General features: G+C 42.5%; 18 protein-coding genes. 7 read left to right on the top strand and 11 right to left on the bottom strand.

Translation table 11 applies throughout. The annotated features are described in order from the left end of the window. Position 1: 1 nt before the first annotated feature. The gene (locus AC1DXF_RS03575; protein WP_477446195.1) at positions 2–2,440 is read right to left on the bottom strand and encodes a TonB-dependent receptor domain-containing protein; all 2,439 of its coding nucleotides are present in this window, start codon (positions 2,438–2,440) and stop codon (positions 2–4) included. Between the two features lie 277 nt (positions 2,441–2,717). On the opposite strand from AC1DXF_RS03575, the gene AC1DXF_RS03570 reads away from it, so the two are divergent. After that, the gene (locus AC1DXF_RS03570) at positions 2,718–4,034 is read left to right on the top strand and encodes an alpha/beta hydrolase (protein WP_477446193.1); all 1,317 of its coding nucleotides are present in this window, start codon (positions 2,718–2,720) and stop codon (positions 4,032–4,034) included. Positions 4,035–4,133: 99 nt separating this feature from the next. On the opposite strand, the gene AC1DXF_RS03565 is transcribed toward AC1DXF_RS03570, so the two are convergent. Continuing rightward, entirely contained in the window at positions 4,134–4,607 is a 474-nt protein-coding gene (locus AC1DXF_RS03565) for a DinB family protein (RefSeq protein ID WP_477446191.1), read from the bottom strand. An 84-nt stretch (positions 4,608–4,691) separates the two neighbouring features. Here AC1DXF_RS03565 and AC1DXF_RS03560 point away from each other — a divergent pair, with 84 nt between their 5' ends. Next, on the top strand, positions 4,692–6,476 hold the full coding sequence (locus AC1DXF_RS03560; RefSeq protein ID WP_477446190.1) for a DUF885 domain-containing protein: 1,785 nt from the start codon (positions 4,692–4,694) through the stop codon (positions 6,474–6,476). Positions 6,477–6,535: 59 nt separating this feature from the next. Here AC1DXF_RS03560 and AC1DXF_RS03555 read toward each other — a convergent pair whose 3' ends face one another. From AC1DXF_RS03555 to AC1DXF_RS03545, 3 genes are all read right to left on the bottom strand, one after another. Continuing rightward, positions 6,536–6,811, bottom strand: coding sequence for a type II toxin-antitoxin system RelE/ParE family toxin (locus tag AC1DXF_RS03555; RefSeq protein ID WP_477446572.1), 276 nt, complete (start codon positions 6,809–6,811; stop codon positions 6,536–6,538). 14 nt (positions 6,812–6,825) lie between these two features. After that, entirely contained in the window at positions 6,826–7,065 is a 240-nt protein-coding gene (locus AC1DXF_RS03550) for a hypothetical protein (protein WP_477446188.1), read from the bottom strand. Positions 7,066–7,308: 243 nt separating this feature from the next. Further along, positions 7,309–7,557: a hypothetical protein gene (locus AC1DXF_RS03545; RefSeq protein WP_477446186.1), complete on the bottom strand. Its 249-nt coding sequence runs from the start codon at positions 7,555–7,557 to the stop codon at positions 7,309–7,311. Between the two features lie 151 nt (positions 7,558–7,708). Here AC1DXF_RS03545 and AC1DXF_RS03540 point away from each other — a divergent pair, with 151 nt between their 5' ends. The 5 genes from AC1DXF_RS03540 (at position 7,709) to AC1DXF_RS03520 (ending at position 13,715) form a co-directional block, all read left to right on the top strand. After that, positions 7,709–8,614 (top strand): DUF6263 family protein, encoded by a 906-nt coding sequence (locus AC1DXF_RS03540; protein WP_477446184.1) that lies wholly within the window; start codon positions 7,709–7,711, stop codon positions 8,612–8,614. Between the two features lie 238 nt (positions 8,615–8,852). Further along, entirely contained in the window at positions 8,853–10,868 is a 2,016-nt protein-coding gene (gene ligA, locus AC1DXF_RS03535) for an NAD-dependent DNA ligase LigA (protein ID WP_477446182.1), read from the top strand. Positions 10,869–11,455: 587 nt separating this feature from the next. Next, positions 11,456–12,169: a hypothetical protein gene (locus tag AC1DXF_RS03530; RefSeq protein WP_477446180.1), complete on the top strand. Its 714-nt coding sequence runs from the start codon at positions 11,456–11,458 to the stop codon at positions 12,167–12,169. A gap of 50 nt (positions 12,170–12,219) precedes the next feature. After that, on the top strand, positions 12,220–13,200 hold the full coding sequence (locus AC1DXF_RS03525) for a type I phosphomannose isomerase catalytic subunit (RefSeq protein WP_477446178.1): 981 nt from the start codon (positions 12,220–12,222) through the stop codon (positions 13,198–13,200). Positions 13,201–13,229: 29 nt separating this feature from the next. After that, positions 13,230–13,715, top strand: a complete 486-nt coding sequence (locus tag AC1DXF_RS03520) for a hypothetical protein (RefSeq protein WP_477446176.1) — start codon at positions 13,230–13,232, stop codon at positions 13,713–13,715. Positions 13,716–13,734: 19 nt separating this feature from the next. Here the strand turns inward: AC1DXF_RS03520 and AC1DXF_RS03515 are convergent, their stop codons facing one another. From AC1DXF_RS03515 to AC1DXF_RS03490, 6 genes are all read right to left on the bottom strand, one after another. Further along, the gene (locus AC1DXF_RS03515; protein ID WP_477446174.1) at positions 13,735–14,181 is read right to left on the bottom strand and encodes a response regulator; all 447 of its coding nucleotides are present in this window, start codon (positions 14,179–14,181) and stop codon (positions 13,735–13,737) included. A 16-nt stretch (positions 14,182–14,197) separates the two neighbouring features. Then, the gene (locus tag AC1DXF_RS03510; protein ID WP_477446172.1) at positions 14,198–15,679 is read right to left on the bottom strand and encodes a PAS domain-containing sensor histidine kinase; all 1,482 of its coding nucleotides are present in this window, start codon (positions 15,677–15,679) and stop codon (positions 14,198–14,200) included. Between the two features lie 422 nt (positions 15,680–16,101). After that, positions 16,102–16,776 carry a DNA alkylation repair protein gene (locus AC1DXF_RS03505; RefSeq protein ID WP_477446170.1) on the bottom strand — a complete coding sequence of 225 codons (675 nt, stop codon included), beginning with the start codon at positions 16,774–16,776 and terminating at the stop codon, positions 16,102–16,104. Between the two features lie 4 nt (positions 16,777–16,780). After that, positions 16,781–17,245, bottom strand: a complete 465-nt coding sequence (locus AC1DXF_RS03500) for a YciI family protein (RefSeq protein WP_477446168.1) — start codon at positions 17,243–17,245, stop codon at positions 16,781–16,783. A 1,448-nt stretch (positions 17,246–18,693) separates the two neighbouring features. Continuing rightward, positions 18,694–19,296, bottom strand: coding sequence for a hypothetical protein (locus AC1DXF_RS03495; protein WP_477446166.1), 603 nt, complete (start codon positions 19,294–19,296; stop codon positions 18,694–18,696). Positions 19,297–19,397: 101 nt separating this feature from the next. Further along, the gene (locus AC1DXF_RS03490) at positions 19,398–19,943 is read right to left on the bottom strand and encodes an REP-associated tyrosine transposase (RefSeq protein ID WP_477446164.1); all 546 of its coding nucleotides are present in this window, start codon (positions 19,941–19,943) and stop codon (positions 19,398–19,400) included. Positions 19,944–20,264 lie beyond the last annotated feature (321 nt).

Raw genomic sequence — 20,264 nt, 5'->3', positions numbered from 1 at the left:
GTCAATTACCGGTACGGCGTTGCTCATCATCACTGCCGGTATTGTGTTTGGTGGCCGATTTAACCGATGTTTTACCAAAACGATACGAAAATCCAATTCTTAATATCCGGGTTTCTTTTTTGTTGTATTCCGATAGGTCGATGTTTTGGTACACGGCATAGTTACGGTCGCGATCGGTATTAAAAACATCATTCAAATTTATTTTAATACTGGCGCGTTTATCAAAAAGCGTTTTGCTAATGCCGGCATTAACCGCATAGCTTTGCTTAAGCCGGTTTACCCCGTATAAAGTTGGCGATTCGTACCTGCCGGTAATTTCGGCGGCTATCGTACTGCTAAGCGCAAAGGTTTGGGTGCTGTTAAAAATAATATCCTGCGATGCCTTATTAAAACTGCCGTTAACCGGGTATGCCTTATAACGCAGGTATGATGCATCTAAATTAAAATTTGCCGACCACCATTTGGTAAACTGAACAGGCGCGTAAAATGATAGGCCGTATACATAAATATGGCCAAAGTTTTTACGCTCGGTTATGTTAACCTTGGTGGTATCATTTTGGCGGTAAACCGGAAAATCATACGCATCGTTGGTTTGGCTGTAATATAGCGTAGTGATAAAGGTGTCGTTGTAAGTATGCGATAGCTGGATGGTATTGGTATACTCGGGTTTTAAATTTTTATTGCCCGACCGGTAATCGTACGGATCGGTGTAATATAAAAACGGGTTGATGTCCTGGTAATCGGGCCGGTGGATGCCGCGGTTATAACTTATGCTGAAAACGTTTTTTTCGTTGTAAGTATAACTTACCTGCGTTTGCGGGAACAAGTCGAAATAGTTATACGAAGTGGTTGTCCAGGTACTGCTTATCGAACTCCCCTTTGAATTGGTGTTTTCGCCACGCAGGCCGGCGGTTATATCCCACTTACCAATTTTGTTGATGTAATTGATATATCCCGCGCTTACTTTTTCGATATACAAAAAACGATTGCTGAAATTGGGGTCTGCCTGATAAACATTGCCAACCCTGGGGCCAAACGTGAGGTTATTATCACTTTTAGCATAGTTATATTTTGCCCCTGCCTCAATGCGCGAGGTTTTGGTAAGCGGGTTTACATAGTCGGCTTTAAACGTCCAGATGTGGATGCTGGAGGGCGAAATGTTTTCCAATTGCTGAGCATCGCGGTAATTACCGCCGCTGGTCCTGTAAAAGTTATTGGTGATAAACTCGTTGGAGTGGCGGTTGTAAGTTGAGTAGGTAGCATCGGCCGACAGCGTTTTGCCGCTTTTATCCAACTCGCCGTTATAATTGATATTATAATTTAAAAAGCTGCTGCCCCTATCCAGGTTTGATTGTGAGATAATGATAGAGTCCAGCTTATTTTGGTTGGATATTTTTAAAGTATTATCTTTTATGAATTTGCTATCGGTTACAATACCGCTTACCAAAAAACCGATACTTTGCTTAGCCGACAGCGAATAATCAAGCCCGGCTTTAAAATTGTGGTTTTGCGTTTTTTGGATATTATGATACGCTACATTGTAATTACTTAAGGTATCATGATAATTGATATTCCTGTCGGTATTAATAATGCGGGTAGTTTTGTTATCGTCAAAGGTGTAATTGCCAAATACATTAACCTTTGCCGTACGATTATTGAAAACGATACCGGCCCTGCCTTTGGCGTATTTACCATACCCGGCCCCGGCAGTTAAAGTACCATTGGTGCCCACGTTTTTCCCTTTTTTTAGTACAATGTTGATAACGCCGCCGCCAGATGCATCATACTTTGCCGATGCGGCGCTGATAATTTCTATCTGATCGATAGTGCTGCTTTGCATGCTGCGCAATAGATTGTTAAGGTCATCGCCGGTTAAATTAGTTGCGCGGCCGTCAATGGTGATCAGGGCCGGCTGCCTGCCGGTAATGCTTAATGATTCTTTATCGCCACCCACATGAACGCCCGGCGACTGGCGCAATACTTCATACGCCGAATTGCCATCGGCCAGGATGCTGTTTTGTACATTAAGCACAATTTTGCCAGGCTTAACCTGTATGTAAGGCCTTCGGGCTATAACGGTTACATCCTTAAGCTGGGTACTGGTTTGTTTGAGGGTTATAGGTGGCGCTCCAAATGTTTGCCCGGCAACTAAACTAAACGGGCCGGCGTAAATTTTAGCGCTGCCTATTTGGCTTGCCAAAATAATGTAATTGCCTGGTTTTATATTGGTTAGCTGATAGGATCCTGTTTTATCGGCCAGGGTTGATTTAATGATGGCCGAATCGGCTGCCAGCATGAGCACAACAGTAGCTGCCTCGGCAGGGCTGTTGGCTTCTGTCAAAACTTTACCCTGAATTACCGAAGATTTTGTTTGTGCAAAAGAACCATGGCACATTCCGGTAAGGATTGCAAAAAAAATGCCTCCGAATAAAACCTTCATTAATAGTTGATGTAGAAATTTGCGATAAAGTAACGTTTAGAAAATGTATCGCAATATAACACAAAATACTAAACTGATAATATCATTATAATTTGTTTTTTATGATATATTAATATTGAAGTAGCCGACCCTGATATTTATAATTTGTGTATAATGCAACAAGTGCTGGTAACAATGCTTTATCAATATAAATATAGTAAATCAATAAAAAGGAAACCGATACGATTTTTCTTAATTTCGCATCAAACCGGCGATAGCCCTTTTTGAATATCATAACATGAAGAAAGTTAGTTTTTTAGTACTGATGCTTTGTTTTGCAGGCCGCATATTTGCGCAAACAGAACCTGCAAATTATAAAGTTGCGCTTAACAGGTTTATACATTTGTATAACACCAACCAGCCCGATAGCATTTTCAACTACTTTAGCCCGGAAATGAAAACCAGCTTACCGCTTGAAAGCTTTAAAACCACCACGCTGCAGTTAAAAGCGCAAATGGGGAGCCTTGACCGTACCGATTTTGTAAAGTTTGCAAGCCCGATAGCTTCATACAAAGCAACGTTTAGCAAAGGGACTTATTTATTAAATATAGCGTTAAATGATAAAAACCAGTTTACAGGTTTGTTTTTAAAGCCGTTTGAAGGCGTACCTGCCGATGTAGCTGCTTCAACTCCCAGTCCGGCTGTTACATTTGCAATGGATCCCTCTGTTGAAGAGACACCTGTATTGGTAAAAAACCTTGCCGGCAGCATATCGGGCACTTTAACTATGCCCAAAAAAGTAAGCGGGAAAATACCTGTAGTAATTATTATAGCCGGCTCGGGCCCGACAGACAGGGATGGTAACAGCCCTAAATTGGGCCTGGCCACAAATGCTTATAAAATGATTGCCAACGAATTGGGCAAGAACGGCATAGCTTCCCTGCGTTATGATAAACGCCTGGTTGGCAAAAGTGTAAGCTCGACCACGGAAGACCAGCTGCGTTTTGAAGATTATGTGGAAGACGGCGTAAACCTGATTAATTTTTTAACAGACGACGAGCGTTTTTCGAGGATTATTATACTGGGACATAGCGAAGGCTCATTGGTGGGTATGCTATCGTCAATAGACCAACCGGTTAAAGGGTTTATATCCGTTGCCGGCGCCGGTGATTCGGCCGATAATATTCTTACCGAGCAAATGAAATCTCAGCCAACGCATATCTCGGAAGGTTTTAAGCGGATGCTCGACAGTTTAAAAAAAGGTAAAACAACCGACAATATCGATCCGTCCCTTTATTTTATAGCGAGGCCGGGCATTCAAAAGTACCTGATGTCTTGGTTTAGGTACGATCCGACCCGGGCCATCAAAAGGCTTAAAATTCCGATACTGATAGTGCAAGGCACTACAGATTTGCAGGTAAAAGTATCCCATGCAGAAAAATTGAAAAAAGCCAAATCGGATGCCGTGCTCGAAATCATCCCCGAGATGAACCATGTTTTAAAAGAAGCGCCAGCCGATAAGGATAAAAACCTGGCCACTTACAAAGACCCCGATTTGCCCCTCAAACCCGAATTTATCAAGTCGGTTATCAGTTTTGTGAAAAGGGTGAGGTAAGCGCCACAAGCCCGACCCAACCCTCCCCTAAAGGGGAGAGCTTTAATATGAATAGCCAAAATTCAACTCTTCGTTCCCCCTTCAGGGGGTTAAGGGGCCTCACCACGCGCCCAGCAACCTCCTGATCACTATAATCTCTGCCACGTGGTAAGCTGTATGGTCTGCCACCTGCAGGGCTTCGCGTAATATGTTTTGCCCGTCGCCATGAGGGATTTTTGTAAACAAATCGCCGGTTTTAACCAGGCTCATCAATTCATTAAGGTCTTTATCAATCTGTTTTACCGAATTTTCCCATGCCATGTCGCTTTCGGGTCCGGTTTCTTTTGGCCAGTAACCTTCCGGCCATTCGGGCGATTGGTGGCTGCCATCTTTACAAAACTCCAGCATATCCCATTGGGCAATCCGGATATGCTCTGTAAGCTGCCAGATGCTGTAGGGGAGTTTATCGGGCTTTACACTCCGTAACGCTTTAGGCAAATTTTGCAATGCTTTTTTAATACCGGCGTGCGCGTTGCCGCCTTGCAGCAGATGAACTATCTCATCTACCAATATTTCATGATCGTTATTCATCATACCCAAGGTAACAAATTAATTTACGGTTTGATTTATTCGGCTTAAATGTTTTAAGTTTATGCGGCATATTAATTCAATTATCCCGTGATCAAAAACGTTTTACTAAAAATAACATTGGCCGTGGTGCTTTTCATGATAGCTTTAACCGGCTGTAAAAAAGAAAGCGCCGGCCGGAGCCCCGATTTTGCCAAAGACGATGCGGCTTTCACCGTTTATGAAAACTCGTTCCTTGAAAATTTATGGAAGCTAAACCCCGATTGGGCAACAACAGCCGGGTACCATAAATACGATAGCTTGCTATATATCCCTAATGATCAAAGCCGGGATAAAATGCTCGATTTTGCCAAAGTGCAAATGGACTCGCTAAGCCGCTTTGATGTAAACACGCTTAACGAAGGCAACCGCATTGATTATAATATGATGCAAAACCAGCTGGAGTATGTTCAATGGCAAATAAAGCAGCTAAAAAGCTACGAATGGGACCCATCATCCTATAATGTGATCAGCACTTTTGCTTATATCCTTAATGAACATTATGCCCCACTGCCAAAGCGCCTGCGTAATTTTTACCAGCGTATGGTTAACGTTCCGCTGTTTTATAAAGATGCCGAAAAACAAATTAAAAACCCTGTTGCCGAACTGCTGGGCCTGGCCATTGAGCAAAACCTGGGTGGGTTGGATGTGATAGGAAAAGATTTTGCCGATTCGCTGCAAAAAACCAACATTCCGAAAGCGGAACAAAAGCTGATGGTTGACAGGGCCGCTGTTACCGTTAAAGCCATAAAAGATTACGCCGAATGGTTAAAGAATTTAAAAAACGACCATCCCCGCAACTTCAGGCTGGGGAGGGAGCTGTACGAAGATGAATTTAAGTACGAGATTGTGGCTGCCAAAACCGCGCAGCAGGTGTACAATGCCGCTACGCAGCGTAAAAAGTATGTTCACCAGCAAATGGCTAAAATAAGCAGGCAGCTGTGGCCAAAATATTTTGGTAAAAAGGCAATGCCTGCCGATAGCCTGGAGATGATAAGCCAGGTGATAGATACCCTGTCGGGCAATCACGTTAAGCCGGAAGATTTTCAATCGGCTATTGTGCAGCTGATTCCTAAGCTGAATAATTTTGTGCGGACAAAAGACCTGTTAACACTTGATGCAACAAAGCCGCTCATCATCCGCAAGGAGCCCGGCTATATGGCCGGTTTTGCCGGCGCATCCATGAGCGGCCCCGGCCCCTATGATAAGGACGGCAACTCGTACTACAACGTAGGCAGCCTTTCTGGCTGGCCTAAAGAAAAGGCGGAGAGCTACCTGCGCGAGTATAACCAATACATCATCCAGATATTGAGTATTCATGAAGCCGTTCCGGGGCATTATGTACAGGGAGTGTATGCCAACAGGTCGCCAAGCATTATCAAAGCAGTATTTGGCAACGGCGCAATGCAGGAAGGCTGGGCCGTTTATGCAGAAGAAATGATGCTGAACGCCGGTTATGGCAACAACGAGCCCGAAATGCTGCTGATGTGGTACAAATGGAACCTGCGATCGGTATGCAATACTATTTTAGATTATAGCGTGCACAGCGGCAATATGACTAAAGAGCAGGCTATTAAAATGCTCACCACCGAAGCCTTTCAGCAGCAGGCAGAGGCCGAGGGCAAATGGAAGCGTGTAACTGTGAGCAGCGTACAGCTCACCAGCTACTACACCGGCTATAAAGAAATTACCGATTTGCGGGATGCCTACAAAGACAAGATGGGCGATAAATATAAACTGAAAGAGTTTAACGAGAAGTTTTTAAGCTATGGCAGCGCACCGGTAAAATTTATAAAGGATGCCATGCTGGCCAAACAGTCCGCCAAGAAGGAGTAGCACAATTTATTTGCCATGTTTTGCATGAGTAGCTGGATTTAAAAAGGTTATTGGATGGTTTATTTAATAAATTTCTTCCGTGGACTACGGCTGGTATGAAATATGGCGTAAACAACGACATTGTTTTCAAAAATTTCAAATACAACTACGTAAGGAAACTTTTTTAGAATGATTTGACGGAAATTTTTCTTGACCTTGGCATAAGCAGATGGCCATATTTCTATTTTATCGTAGCAGCTATCTAATTCTTTTAAAAACAGATCGCCCAAGCCCGCCTGTTGCTCTTCGTACCATTCATAAGCTTCTTTGGCCATTGTAATGGCACGGGTTTTAATTATTAATTGCTACATTAAAAACTCCGTTGCCCTTTAATAATCTGGCTTGCTTCCTGGCGGCTATATGATTTGCTTTGGCCATTTAAGTGCATTTCACGTTCTTTTTTCAGGATATCGAGTTGTTCATTGGTCAAGGTGAACACTTCCTCTTCCTGTATATCCCGTTCCAGAAGCGTGTAAAGGGCATTCACCTTACTATCATCGGCATCAGCCAGATAGCTCATTAGTTTTTGCCTGATAGTTAATGTAGTCATATGTTAAACACGTATATACAAATTTATACTTTTTATCACCGGGACACAAATCAGGTTTTTATAACAAGTAAAATAAGTTTCCTGCAGTATGTCAAAAAAGCAAAGGATGTTTGTTTATCCATCGGTAACTGGAAATGTGGTGATGAATTAAAAAAAAGATAGCCCATGAACAATAAATTCCCATGGACTATGAACCATGAGCCATTATCCATGAACTATCAAAGTCTTTGTTACCTGTTTTACTTAGGATGCGTAATGGTTTTTTATTTGGTTGGCCAATTGAGCCATAACATGGGCGCCTAATTTGCCCCGGCTGCAAACCACATCGCTGCGGTTTTTATCAAAATTAATTTCTGCAATAACTTTACCCTGGTCAACCACGCGGAACTTTCCTGCTTCGTTGGGTAAAACAGCTACCGCGCGTTCATCATTTTTAAAATTGATTAACACGTGGAACTGATGCTGTGGTATAAATGCTATTTGCTGTAACATAAATGCCTCCTTTCGGTCTTGAAATACCTGAAAAATTAAAGTCAATTGGTTACCATAAAGTTAACGAAATTAGTTTTAATAAATTGCTATTTTTTAGCATATTTTTTAGCCAAAATATTATAATATCTTAGCCTATTATAAGCTACCAACTATGAAGTACCTGTTTAACCTGTTTTTGCTGTTTTTGGCCGCAATTTCGTGCCAGGGGCAAAAGCTGAAATTGGTTTTAAATTTAACAAAGGGCAATACCTACAAGATGGTTACGGCCACCACATCGGCCATAACGCAAACCATAAACGGGCAGGTAAACCATATTGACGTAACGGTAACAGGCACCACAGCCTTTAAGGTGCTTAGCGCCGATGATTCGTTGTACTATATGGAAGTTACCTATAAATTCCTGACCATGAAGATGCAATTGCCCGAAGGCCCGGTTAGTTTTGATTCGGAAAAAAGAGATCCGGCTGATTTGATGTCGTCTATGTTGGGCGCGCTGATAGATAAGCCCTTTACGGCAACGTTTACCAGGAGCGGTAAAATTCGGTCGGTTAACAATGTGGAGCGGATGATATCATCTGTACTGGATGGTTTTCAGGAAATTCAGGGCGTGCAGAAGGAGGAATTAAAGGCAAAGTTTATCCAGTCGTTTGGCGGCAATGCCATCAAGGGCAGTATCGAAATGTCCACAGCCGTGTTCCCCGAAACACCGGTTGCCAGGAATGATAAATGGACAATAAATACAACGCTACAGAGTACCATGAAAGCCAATGTAGCTATGGTATACCAGTTAACCGATGCCACTACCGCCAGCTACATAATTCATGGCGAAGGCAGTATTACCACTATTGCCGCCCCGCCGGATGCGCAAATGAAATATAATATGAAAGGCACCATGACATCAGATGTTAAAGCCGACAGGGCGACCGGCTGGATCACCGAATCAAAAATAAAGCAAAGCATAGGCGGCACAGTAGCCATAAAAGATAATCCCGACGCCCCCGGCGGCGCTACCTTCCCGATGAGCATGGTAAGTGAGACGGTTATTACTGACCGATAGTTCATTGGTTCACTTGTTCATTAGTTCATTGGTCCTGTCTGGTGGTCGTCGTTAATACAGTTGCTTGAAGACTTACGAAGTTTTTAAAACTTCGTAAGTCTCATGTTTCTCCATATAACAGCTTTTTGCCGACATGCCCATTATGCCCGCGTTCCAATGAACCAATGAACCAATGAACCAATGAACCAATGAACCAATGAACCAATGAACTAATAAACCAATTTATTACCTTCGTACCATGTCACCCGCCGAAGCTAAAAACCAGATCAGGGCCCTCAGCGCCGAATTGAAGCAGCACAATTACAATTATTATGTGCTGGCTATGCCTACCATCAGCGATTTTGATTTTGATAAAAAGCTGGAAGAGTTAAACAAGCTGGAAAAGGAATTCCCAGAGTTTTTAGATCCTGATTCGCCTACGCAAAGGGTAGGCGGCGAGGTTACCAAAGAGTTTGTAACGGTAAGGCACCGCTGGCCCATGTTATCGTTAGGGAATACCTATAACGAGCAGGAACTGGTGGAGTTTGACCAGCGCATCCGCAAGGCTATTGGCGATAGTTTTGAGTACGTTTGCGAGCTTAAGTTCGACGGCCTGAGCATGAGCTTAACCTACGAAAACGGTAAACTGGTACGTGCGGTAACCCGTGGCGACGGTACACAGGGTGATGAAGTGACCACCAATGTGCGCACTATACACAGCATTCCTAAAAAACTGACATCCGGCGAATTTCCCGACCTGTTCGAGATTCGTGGCGAGGTGTTTATGCACCTGAAAGCTTTTGAACGTTTGAACAAAGAGCGTACAGATAACGGCGAAATGACATACGCCAACCCCCGCAATTTTGCGTCGGGTACTATGAAACTGCAGGATTCGGCCGAGGTGGCCAGGCGTCCGCTGGATTGTTTTCTTTATGGCTTGTACACCGAGAAAACATTATTTAAAACCCATTGGGAAAGCCTGGAAGCCGTAAAAAGCTGGGGCTTTCATGTAGATAACCATAGCAGGCTTTGCGGCGATATTAGCGGCGTACTGGAATTTATAAGCCATTGGGACAAAGAGCGGTTTAACCTGAGCTATGATATTGATGGCATTGTTATTAAAGTAAACAACTACTCGCAGCAGCAGGAGTTGGGCTTTACATCCAAGTCGCCGCGCTGGGCTATATCCTATAAATTTAAAGCCGAGCGGGTAGAAACGGAGTTGGAGAAGGTAACTTACCAGGTAGGCCGCACTGGCGCGGTTACCCCGGTTGCCAACTTAAAGCCGGTATTGCTGGCTGGCACAACCGTAAAGCGTGCCACCCTGCACAATGCCGATGAAATTACCGAGCGTCTTAAACTGCATGAGCACGATACCGTATTTGTTGAAAAAGGAGGGGAGATCATCCCCAAGATCATTAGCGTTAATTTAGATAAGCGCAAGCCCGATGCCAAGCCTATAGCATATATAATCCATTGCCCGGCATGTGATACGCCTTTATTGCGTACTGAAGGCGAGGCTGCGTGGTATTGCCCGAACGACGAAGGCTGCCCGCCGCAGATAGTAGGTAAAATGCAGCATTTTATAGGCCGCAAGGCCATGAATATTGATGGCCTGGGCGACGAAACTATAGAAACGCTGCACTCGCGCGGGTTTATAAATCACATCAGCGATATTTATGATTTGCACACCCATGCAGCCGAATTAAAGCAGATGGGCCGCTTTGGCGAAAAATCTATCAGCAATATGCTGGATGGTATCGAAAAATCAAAACTAATGCCTTTTGAAAAAGTGCTGTTTGGGTTGGGCATCAGGTACGTTGGCGAAACGGTGGCCAGGAAACTTGCTTTCCATTTTAAAACCATTGATAAGCTGATGGCTGCCACCGAAGAAGAACTTACCGCCGCCGATGAAATTGGCGGCCGTATAGCCCAAAGTATTGTGGAGTACTTTAGCGACGAAAAACATCAGCAGGAGATTGAAAAATTAAAGGCCGCCGGGCTGCAGTTTGTAGCCGAAGAAAAGGAAGTGACACTGGCCAGCGAAAAACTGGCAGGCCAAAGCTTTATTATTTCGGGGGTGTTTGAAAAATTTTCGCGCGATGAGCTGAAAGATATCATTGAACAAAATGGCGGTAAAATTTTAAGCAGTATTTCGGCAAAGCTGAATTACCTGGTCGCCGGTGATAACATGGGGCCGGCCAAGCTCGAAAAAGCCCAAAAACTCAATATCCCCATCATCAGCGACCAGGAGTTATTGGATTTGATTGCGTAATTGTAGGGCTATTATTGATAATGTGAGATTTCCTGAACTAAGGCCTGCTGGGAGTATGCATCTTTCAGGTTCTTATCAATAAATAAATCCTTGACATTTCGACCGAACCAGGGATGGGTTGTGCGTAGCGGCGAGGAGAAATAATGAATTCAATAAATTGATAACCAGCAGTTTCAAATTATGTCATTGCGAGTACATATCAGGATGATCCTGAAAAAAACAGGGATTACATGTTGGCTTTAGAGCCCCACAACAACCATGTCATTGCGAGCGTAGCGCGGCAATCGCGAACTCTGCAAGTCCACCCTGTATAGTTCGCGATTGCTTCGTTCCTCGCAATGACATAGATTGTATTAAAATACAGCCTTGACAATCAGTTATTTATAACCATGTCATTATAAGGTACGAAGCAATCGCGAACAATGCAGGCCGGCCTTGCATCCTTGCGATTGCTTCGTTCCTCGCAATAAGATAGCTTGTATTAAAATAAACTGATAGCTGCCCTCAAGAACACACAGCAGGTACTAAAGCAGGTGGAACCTCTTTATTTAAAAAAAAACAGTTGCCTGTAACCATCAACCAAAAACATGCATCAAAACTGCATGTTTATAAAACCTACCCTTCGTTATTGCATAGCCTTTATGGCTTTTGTGCTCCTGTTTGGCCAGCTGCATGAAATGGCGCACTTGGCTACTGTATACCTGGTTTGCGGCTGCCCCGGCAAACAGGCAGATTTTAACTTGTGGACTATTTGCGCCACCTGCCAAAATAATTCCTTATCTTTTTTAGCTACGGTAGCCGGGCCTGTTTTTAGTTATATATTGATGTGGTGTGGTTTTTTCATGCTAAAATCTCAAAACAAAAAATGCTGGCCGGCAGGCTTTGTGCTGGTAATGGGCAACCTGGCATTTGCGCGCGTTTTTACCGCGGCCATGGGCGGGGGCGATGAAACAACAGTGCTGCGCCATTTTTTATCGCCGCAATTGAATATATATCTGGTTAAAATTATTGGCTTTATAATAGTGCTGCTGCTTGCCGGGCCACCAATATACATGGTTTATAACAGGTTACTAAACAGCAAAGTTATAGGCTTTATGCTGACATGGGCATTGGGGCCGATGATTATCATGTTTGTTTACGAATTTAAGTTTTTAGGCAAGGTAATCCAGGCAGGCGTAATGGCACAGGCACACGGGTTGGGTATAGCCGATTTCATTTACCTGCATACCCTGGTCATGTTTCTTGTTGTTCTCATTTATCGAAAGGTGTTACTTAAACCGGCCGATTTAAAAGTTATTTAGGGCTTTTTATATTTAACTTTTAACTTAGCGGGCAAAAGCAACAAACTACTATGTCGGCATTATATCCTTTAAAGTTTAAAACCATATATAAAGATAAAATCTGGGGCGGTCAAAAAATCAAAACCTATCTGCATAAAGATTATGGCAATTTACCAAACTGCGGCGAAACCTGGGAGCTATCGGGTGTAAAATCGGATGTATCTGTGGTAAATGGCGGCGCGCTGGATGGCGAATCGCTTGCTGATTTACTGGAGAAATATAAAGACGAGTTGGTTGGTAAAAAGGTTTATGAGCATTTTGGCAATATTTTCCCTTTGCTGATTAAATTTATTGATGCCAATGACGACCTGTCGGTACAGGTACATCCTGATGATAAACTGGCCAGGGAACGTCATAACTCATTCGGCAAAACCGAAATGTGGTATGTGATTGAAGCCGACCCGGGCTCGACGCTGATAGCCGGTTTTAACCAGGATATGACGGAGCAGAAATATGTAGACGCATTAAACAGCGGCCATATCATGGATATTTTGAATAAAGAAGATGTTACCGCCGGTGATGTGTTCTTTTTGCCGGCCGGCCGCGTGCATACCATAGGCAAGGGTTTGTTGATTGCCGAAATTCAGCAAACATCCGATATCACGTACCGTATTTATGATTTTGACAGGGTAGACGACAAAGGCAATAAACGTGAGCTGCATACCCAGGAAGCGTTGGCTGCCATTGATTACAAACACTACCCTGAATACAAAACCATATACCAGCCACAAAAAGACGAAACAGTTCATTTGGTAACCTGCCCTTACTTTACTACCAATATACTTGATTTTGACAAAAGCACCGCGAAAGATTATTCGGCGCTCGACTCGTTTGTAGTACATGTTTGCGTTGAAGGTGCCTATAACGTAACTTATAACGGCGAAACTTACCCGGTAAAAATGGGCGAGTGCATCCTGCTGCCAAAAAGCATTGATAAAATTGAACTGGAGACCACCGGCGGCTTTAAAATATTAGAAAGTTATATCGAATAACATTATCTTTATTCGATATAACCTAAATCATGAAGAAGATATTTTTATTTGGCGCAATAGTATTGCTTGCTTTTAATAGTTGCAAAAAAGACAAGTCCGAAACAGATACTACTGTTAAGATTGATGTAACAGGTACATTTGCACTTTCATCTATAGTTAATACTAACCTTACAGGCTCCGCATCTGAGACTTTTACCAGCTTACTTACACCTTGCCTTGCCAATAACAAATCAACGTTTAACAGCGATGGTACGTCAAGTTCGGCATACAATGGCACCGATAGTTGTTATGTTAAAAAATCGGCATTTTCATCTTTGATCATCGGGATTAAAGGTCAATCTACAACAAGCACATGGTCGCAAAAAGGAAACCTGATAAAGTTAAATGTATTAACGCCGTATACAGCTACTTCCTACGGGCAAGTAAGTAATGTAGGAGGCAGTATTCAAATAGTATTTAAAGATACTATAAAATCAATCGGGAGTGTAGCAATATCAACTTATATAAAACAATAAGCGATATTTAAAAACGGAACTAAATGGTTCCATTTTTAAATATCCGGTGGTCAATTCCGTGTTGTATATTGGCAAATATGCTGTTTAGCTGATACTCGTTTATAGGCTTAAAAATATAATCTGCTACATCGGCAATTTTTTTTGCCCGGTAAATATCATTCAGGTCGATAGACGAACTGAGCATGTATATCGTGATTTTTTTGCCCAATTGGGATTTTATTTCCGCAAATTCCCGCATAAAATCCCAGCCATCCATATTAGGCATATTAATATCCAGGAATATTACATCGGGTAAATTGTGGCCATTCAACGGGTTTGTTAGCCAGGTAATGGCCTGGTTTCCGTCCCTGAAATTAATTACCCGGCTGTTAAGCCCCCTTAAATTGATCAGTTTTTTAAATCCGAAAGTATAAACCTGGTCATCATCAATTAAGCACACCCCCACGGGATCCTTCTCTGCTGTCATCTGCTATTGGTATTATTTATACCAGCCTAATAGTAAATTTTGTGCCAATGTTTACGGTGCTGTCTACTTTTATAGTGCCGCCCAATGCCTCTATCTGGTTGCGGGTTATAAATAGCCCAATGCCTTTTGCATCGGGATTTTGATGAAAGGTTTTGTACATGCCAAACATCTTGTCGCCATACCGCTCCATATCAATGCCAATACCATTGTCTTCAAAAAAGAGGTAAATATGGTTCCGTTCTTTTATGGTATGGCATTTTATAACCGGCTTTCGCTCCGGCGAACTGTATTTAAGCGCATTGGTGAGCAGGTTTTGCAAAATACTTTCCATATAGGCCGGGATGTAATGTATTTGCGGGCACCTGCTAAAGTCATAGGTTATGGTGGCTTCAAGCGTGTCGATATTGCTTTTTAATGCTGATATGATGTTTTTAAATACCGTCTCAAAATCAACTACCGTCCGCTCATTGGTAATTTCGGTTTGAATTTGAACTATCTCATTTAAATGCTCAATGGTTGCACTTAAGCTATCGCTGATAGATTTAATGTGCGATAAAATTTCGGCCTTGTCATCAGGAAGTTCGGTTTCATCATGCAGTTTTACCATGAACTGTAAATTGCCGGCATGCGACCGAAGGTTATGCGATACAATGTAAGCGAAATTTTGGAGGCGACGGTTTTGGTCGGTCAATAAATTTAATGACGATTCCAGCGCCAGGTTTTTCCGTTTTTTATTATCAATATCCTGTATAATCCCCCGTATGGTAATACATTTGCCAAAATCGTTAATAATGGGTATCCCTTTGGCCCTTACCCATATTACATTGTTTTTTGCCGATCTGAACAGCAATTCCAAATCATAAGGCTGGCAATATTCAATTGCATTATCAATAGCGTTTTTAATTACCGGGCGATGTGGCGGCTCAAAAAAACTGATAACCTCGTCAAGCGAAAGCCTAACCTGGTTTTGCAGCTCGTAAATGTCATAAAACTGCTTTGATAGCGATAGGCCCATGGTAAGGGCATTCAATTCCCAACTGCCCAATTTGGCAATTTTAAGGGCCTCGCTATAAAATAAATCATTGTGCGCGGCCTGTATCTGGGCCTGTTTGTACTGGTTAATATTAATGATCGATCCGTAAATGATTTGCCCGGTTTCGTCGTTATATTTTTTTACTGTGCTCTCAAACCAATGATAGCCCGATGCCTTGGTAAGTAACCTGATTTGTAGTGGCTGGGTTGAGTTTGACGGTTGGCTATTCAGGGCAGTTAAAAAAGCAGGTTTATCCTGGTGGTATAGTAAATGTTCAAAAAATGTATGGTTCGAACATTCTATCTCATCCGGCTCGTACCCCAAAACGGTGTAAAACCCTACCGACCATTTGATGTTTTTTGTTGTAATGTTGTATTCCCAAATGCCGGCATTGATATTATCGATGATTTGGGCAAGATGTTGCTTGCTATCTTCAGAAAATTTGTGCCCTTCAGAAAAACTCATACAAATACTATAAATAGCCCCTTCATTTATTTGCTTAATGCCACATGTATTAATAAAATATGTGCCATAATTAGAAAATAATTTATTTACACAACCCTTGGTTGTTTACATTTAACCCGACCAGTAATTTTTTTGAATAATTATGGGATTTCAAATATAGTATTTGGTATGATATAAATCACTCTGATACTGCTAATTACAAAATTTAAATTACATGCCTGAATTCGGATAATTATCCACGGGATATTGAGAAATAAATGCCCTTAACAGTAACCATAAATGTATTTTTCGAGTTTTAAACGCTAAAATGAAAGGGAATAATACTTCGTTGGCATAAAAATTCTAATAAATAATAAAAATTGTGACAAAAACAGCAAAGAAAGGCAGTTTTTGGGTTGACAGACTGTGTTTTTATGAATATTTCAGGCTTTTTTTGAGAAATTTCGGTCAATTGTTAATTCGGCCAGGGCATTCGAGGCAATCCACTTGGCCGATTTGCTGTTTTGGGCCGAAATACGGTTGGCAACCGCAATAGCTACTACTTTTAAAGTACTGTTCCTTTTACCTATTTGCCGCAGCGCCCAGTTTACCGCTTTTTTAACAAAGTTGCGGTTATCCCAGGCCTCACGCTCCATAATGGCAAAAAGGGGGATAAAAATATCGTCGGATGCTTTTTTGTTATGTACAGCGTATTCGGCCATTAATACAAACCCTGCGCGTTTAACAAACTCTTCGTCCCGGGTGCTAAATTCAATGGCTTTGGCAATAGCAAAGGGAGTGCGGTCAAAAAGGTTACCGCATACCTGGTCGCACAGGTCCCACGAATAAAAATCTTTTGTCCAGTTGTTTATTTGCTGTTCGGGAACCAGGGCTGGGTCGTCAACCAGCGAGGCCATAATTCGCGCCTCATGGATGCCGGTATCCCAAAGCTGCTGTGCCAGCACATGGTCTTTTTTTAGGCTTTTAGCCAATTTACGCACAACAGGGAGCTTGACACCAAGGGCCCTGGAACTATCTATACCAAAACGCTGCATGCCGGCAAGATAGGTTGGGCTGGCCTGTTGCCTGAGTAACCCTAAAATTTCGTCAACCTGCATTGTTTTAATCGGTAATGCTTACGTTCTCGAGCGAGTGGTGAATTTTTACCACTTCCATTAAGGCGGCCGAACAATAAAACGGGTGTAATTCCATTATTAACGAACCAGCTTTTATTGCCGGGTCGGTTTCGGTAAGGGTTTTTGCTTCTTCAATGGTTGCTACATTGAAAATGAAAATGCCTTTAATAGGCTGGTCATCTAAAAACGGACCGGCAACAACTAATTTGCCTTCATCGGCCAGTTTGGATATATTTTTTAAATGGGCCATTTGCAGTTGCATGCGCGCCGCCGAATCTGTTAAACGGGTTGGCCCCTCCTTTAAAAAGGCCATCACATATTTTTTCATCCCATATTTATCGGCGCCCAGTTTTTTGGCGAGTGCAGCATCATAAACCGCTTTGGCTGATTTTTGGGCTAAACAATTGATACTTAACGTAGCCATTGCGATGATGAGGATAAGCTTTTTCATGTAAGGATTTGTTGGTTTATCATCAAATATACATTTATTCTCTTGGTCATTTCGCTTCGCTGTCATTGGTCATTGGCGCTTCGCTGTCATTGGTCATTGGTGCTGCGCTTGTCATTGGTCATTTCGCTTCGCTGTCATTAGTCATTGACGCTGCGCTTGTCATTGGTCATTTTACGTCCCCTCAGGGTCTCTTTGCAAAAGGACCCTGAGGAGTTCGGGAAGCAACTACTCCTCGGTGAGTGGGATTTTGAAACAGCGTACAGTGATGTACCCGGATCGCGTAAGCTCTGGTTTGGTTTACTTGGGCGAAGATTGTTGCTTGTTTTTTACGTCCCCTCAGGGTCTCTTTGCAAAAGGACCCTGAGGAGTTCGGGAAGCAACTACTCCTCGGTAAGTGGGATTTTGAAACAGCGTACAGTGATGTCCCCGGACCGCATAAACCCTGGTTTGGTTTACCGGGGCGAAGATTGTTGCTTGTTTTTACGTCCCCTCAGGGTCTCTTTGCAAAAGGACCCTGAGGGGTTCGGGAAGCAACTACTCCTCGGTGAGTGGGATTTTGAAACAGCGTACAGTGATGTACCCGGACCGCCTAAGCCCTGGTTTGGTTTACGTCCCCTCAGGGTCTCTTTACGTCCCCTCAGGGTCTCTTTGCAAAAGGACCCTGAGGAGTTCGGGAAGCAACTACTCCTCGGTAAGTGGGATTTTGAAACAGCGTACAGTGATGTCCCCGGACCGCATAAACCCTGGTTTGGTTTACCGGGGCGAAGATTGTTGCTTGTTTTTACGTCCCCTCAGGGTCTCTTTGCAAAAGGACCCTGAGGGGTTCGGGAAGCAACTACTCCTCGGTGAGTGGGATTTTTGAAAAAGCGTACAGTGATGTACCCGTGTTAAGTCAATAGTACTAAGTCGTAAGTTTAAAGTTGTTTTTTTCTCTTTTGACTTAGAACTTAAGACTTTGGGCTAAAGAACATCCGTCAATTTTGTTGACACGCCCCCGGATCGCCTAAAAACTCTGGTTTGGTTTACCGGGGCGAAGATTGTTGCTTGTTTTAAGCATACTTTAAGTTACAGGCATAGTGGTTCGAAACCTGGAAACTTTGAATAGCGAGGTTTGCGCATTTTTGAATTTTGAATTTTTACTTTTGACTTAAATCATGGCGTTCCCCCGCTGGTAGAAGCGGCGTCAGGCTTTCCGTTACAAGTCCTCGCTTTGCCTTTGCCGCCCCGGCCTACCCGCGCTGTGGGCTTTTCACTACAATCCTTAACGCGAACTGCGGGTATACAAAAACACCCGGATGTTTATTTTCATCCGGGTGTTGCATATTTATTACTTAGCAAGGCGTTTACCTATCAGCGGGCCACAAGGCAGGAGCCTTGCGGCAGCGGAAAGCACTTGCGGTAGCTGGGGGCAGTACGCATGGCAAAAGCCCTGGCGGTAGCTAAGGAAATTAATATTTTATAGCAGAATAAATCCCCACACAAATATTTATTGATTTATTGTTTTCGTATTCAATAAAATTATCGTAAGAGTGTAATGATTCATAATTGTTATTCACATTTCCAATATAATCTTCCTTATATATCTTAAAACAAGCAAATTGGATATTTCTACTTAGTACAAATGGTATTTTATATAAAAAAACTCCATTTGCGTTAATTTTAATAAGCTCAGGTGGCTGAAATTGAAAATAACTAGTTTCGATTTTGTCTTTTTTATGTGACATATAGTCTAATCCATCCAGTCTTTTAAATACAATAACAGGGTCGGAAAAAAATTTATCATAGTAATATTTCTCGGTTTCATTATTTTTTTTTGAAACTCCAGAAAAATATGCTGTATCTGAATACCCTTTATATTGGATAGAATATATTTTAGGAACAAAACATATTTCGCGAGTTCTATTTTCTATTCTGACGTATATATTGCTGTCACTTTGCAAACACCAAATTTTCACTTCTTGTTTATTACTATTATTTACACATTGAGTAAATAGTAGCAGTAATAGAAACATTACTGCTAAGCTAATTTTATTCATCTTGTCCCTTTTCATGTCCTCTTAGTTTTTTGCCTTCTTGCTTTCTTGCCTTATTTTCCCCCGGGCTGGCGCACGCGTGTCGCGTGTGCCAAGTTGGTTAGTACAAATCTTGTCATTTACAAAAATTCAATATCAACGAGTCCTTTACCATCGGCATAATCAATAGCGCTTGAATATTTCCAGTACCATGGTTCGTCAACAAAGCCGGCCGCTACCGGGTTGTTGTGAATATAGTCGGCTTTTTGTTGGATAACGTGGGCACTCCATAGTTCAATAGGTTTGTTATGATGCTGCCAAAACTGGTAACTTGTAACGTTACTGCTATTTGTAGCCGCCTTTTTAAACATCGATAACATCCACTCCCTGCGAGATTCCTGGATGTTGCCCTCAATTTCCTTAACCAATTTTTTCGCTGTAAATTCTTTAAACCTGCCTAATATTACTTCGGGGTTATTATCCCTTGCCCTGTAAATTAAATGTATATGGCTGGGCATTATACACCAGCAATATAATTCCATGCCGAGGTTATTTTTGCAATAAGTTAAACTTTCTGTTATTACCTCGTTATAAACCGGCCTTGTAAAAACATCTATCCAGTTAACTGTGGCGAAGCTTACAAAGTATAACCCCTCTTTATTTAAAAATTTATATTTTCTGCTCATTGGTGATTGGTTTAGTTTTATAAAGCTACAATGATTAGATAACATTAATAAACACATGCAAAAAATCCCAGATGCTCATAAACATCCGGGATTTGCAATTGGCTTTGCATAGCGTATACCTATCAGCGGGGCACACGCGACACGCGTGCGCCAGCTTGGGGGTTGCATATTTATTACTTAGTATGGCGTTTACCTGTCAGTGTGCGCACAAGCCTGGAGGCTTGCGGTAGCTGAGTTCAAAAAGCCCTCGCGGCAGCTGGGGGGCCACAAGCCCGGAGGCTCAGCGGCAGCGACAAAACGCTTGCGGTAGCCGGGGGCTAC

This window comes from Mucilaginibacter sp. P2_A5 (genome assembly GCF_056404995.1).
The sequence above is the reverse complement of the archived record's forward strand: the minus strand, read 5'-3'. Positions and strand labels throughout refer to the sequence as shown.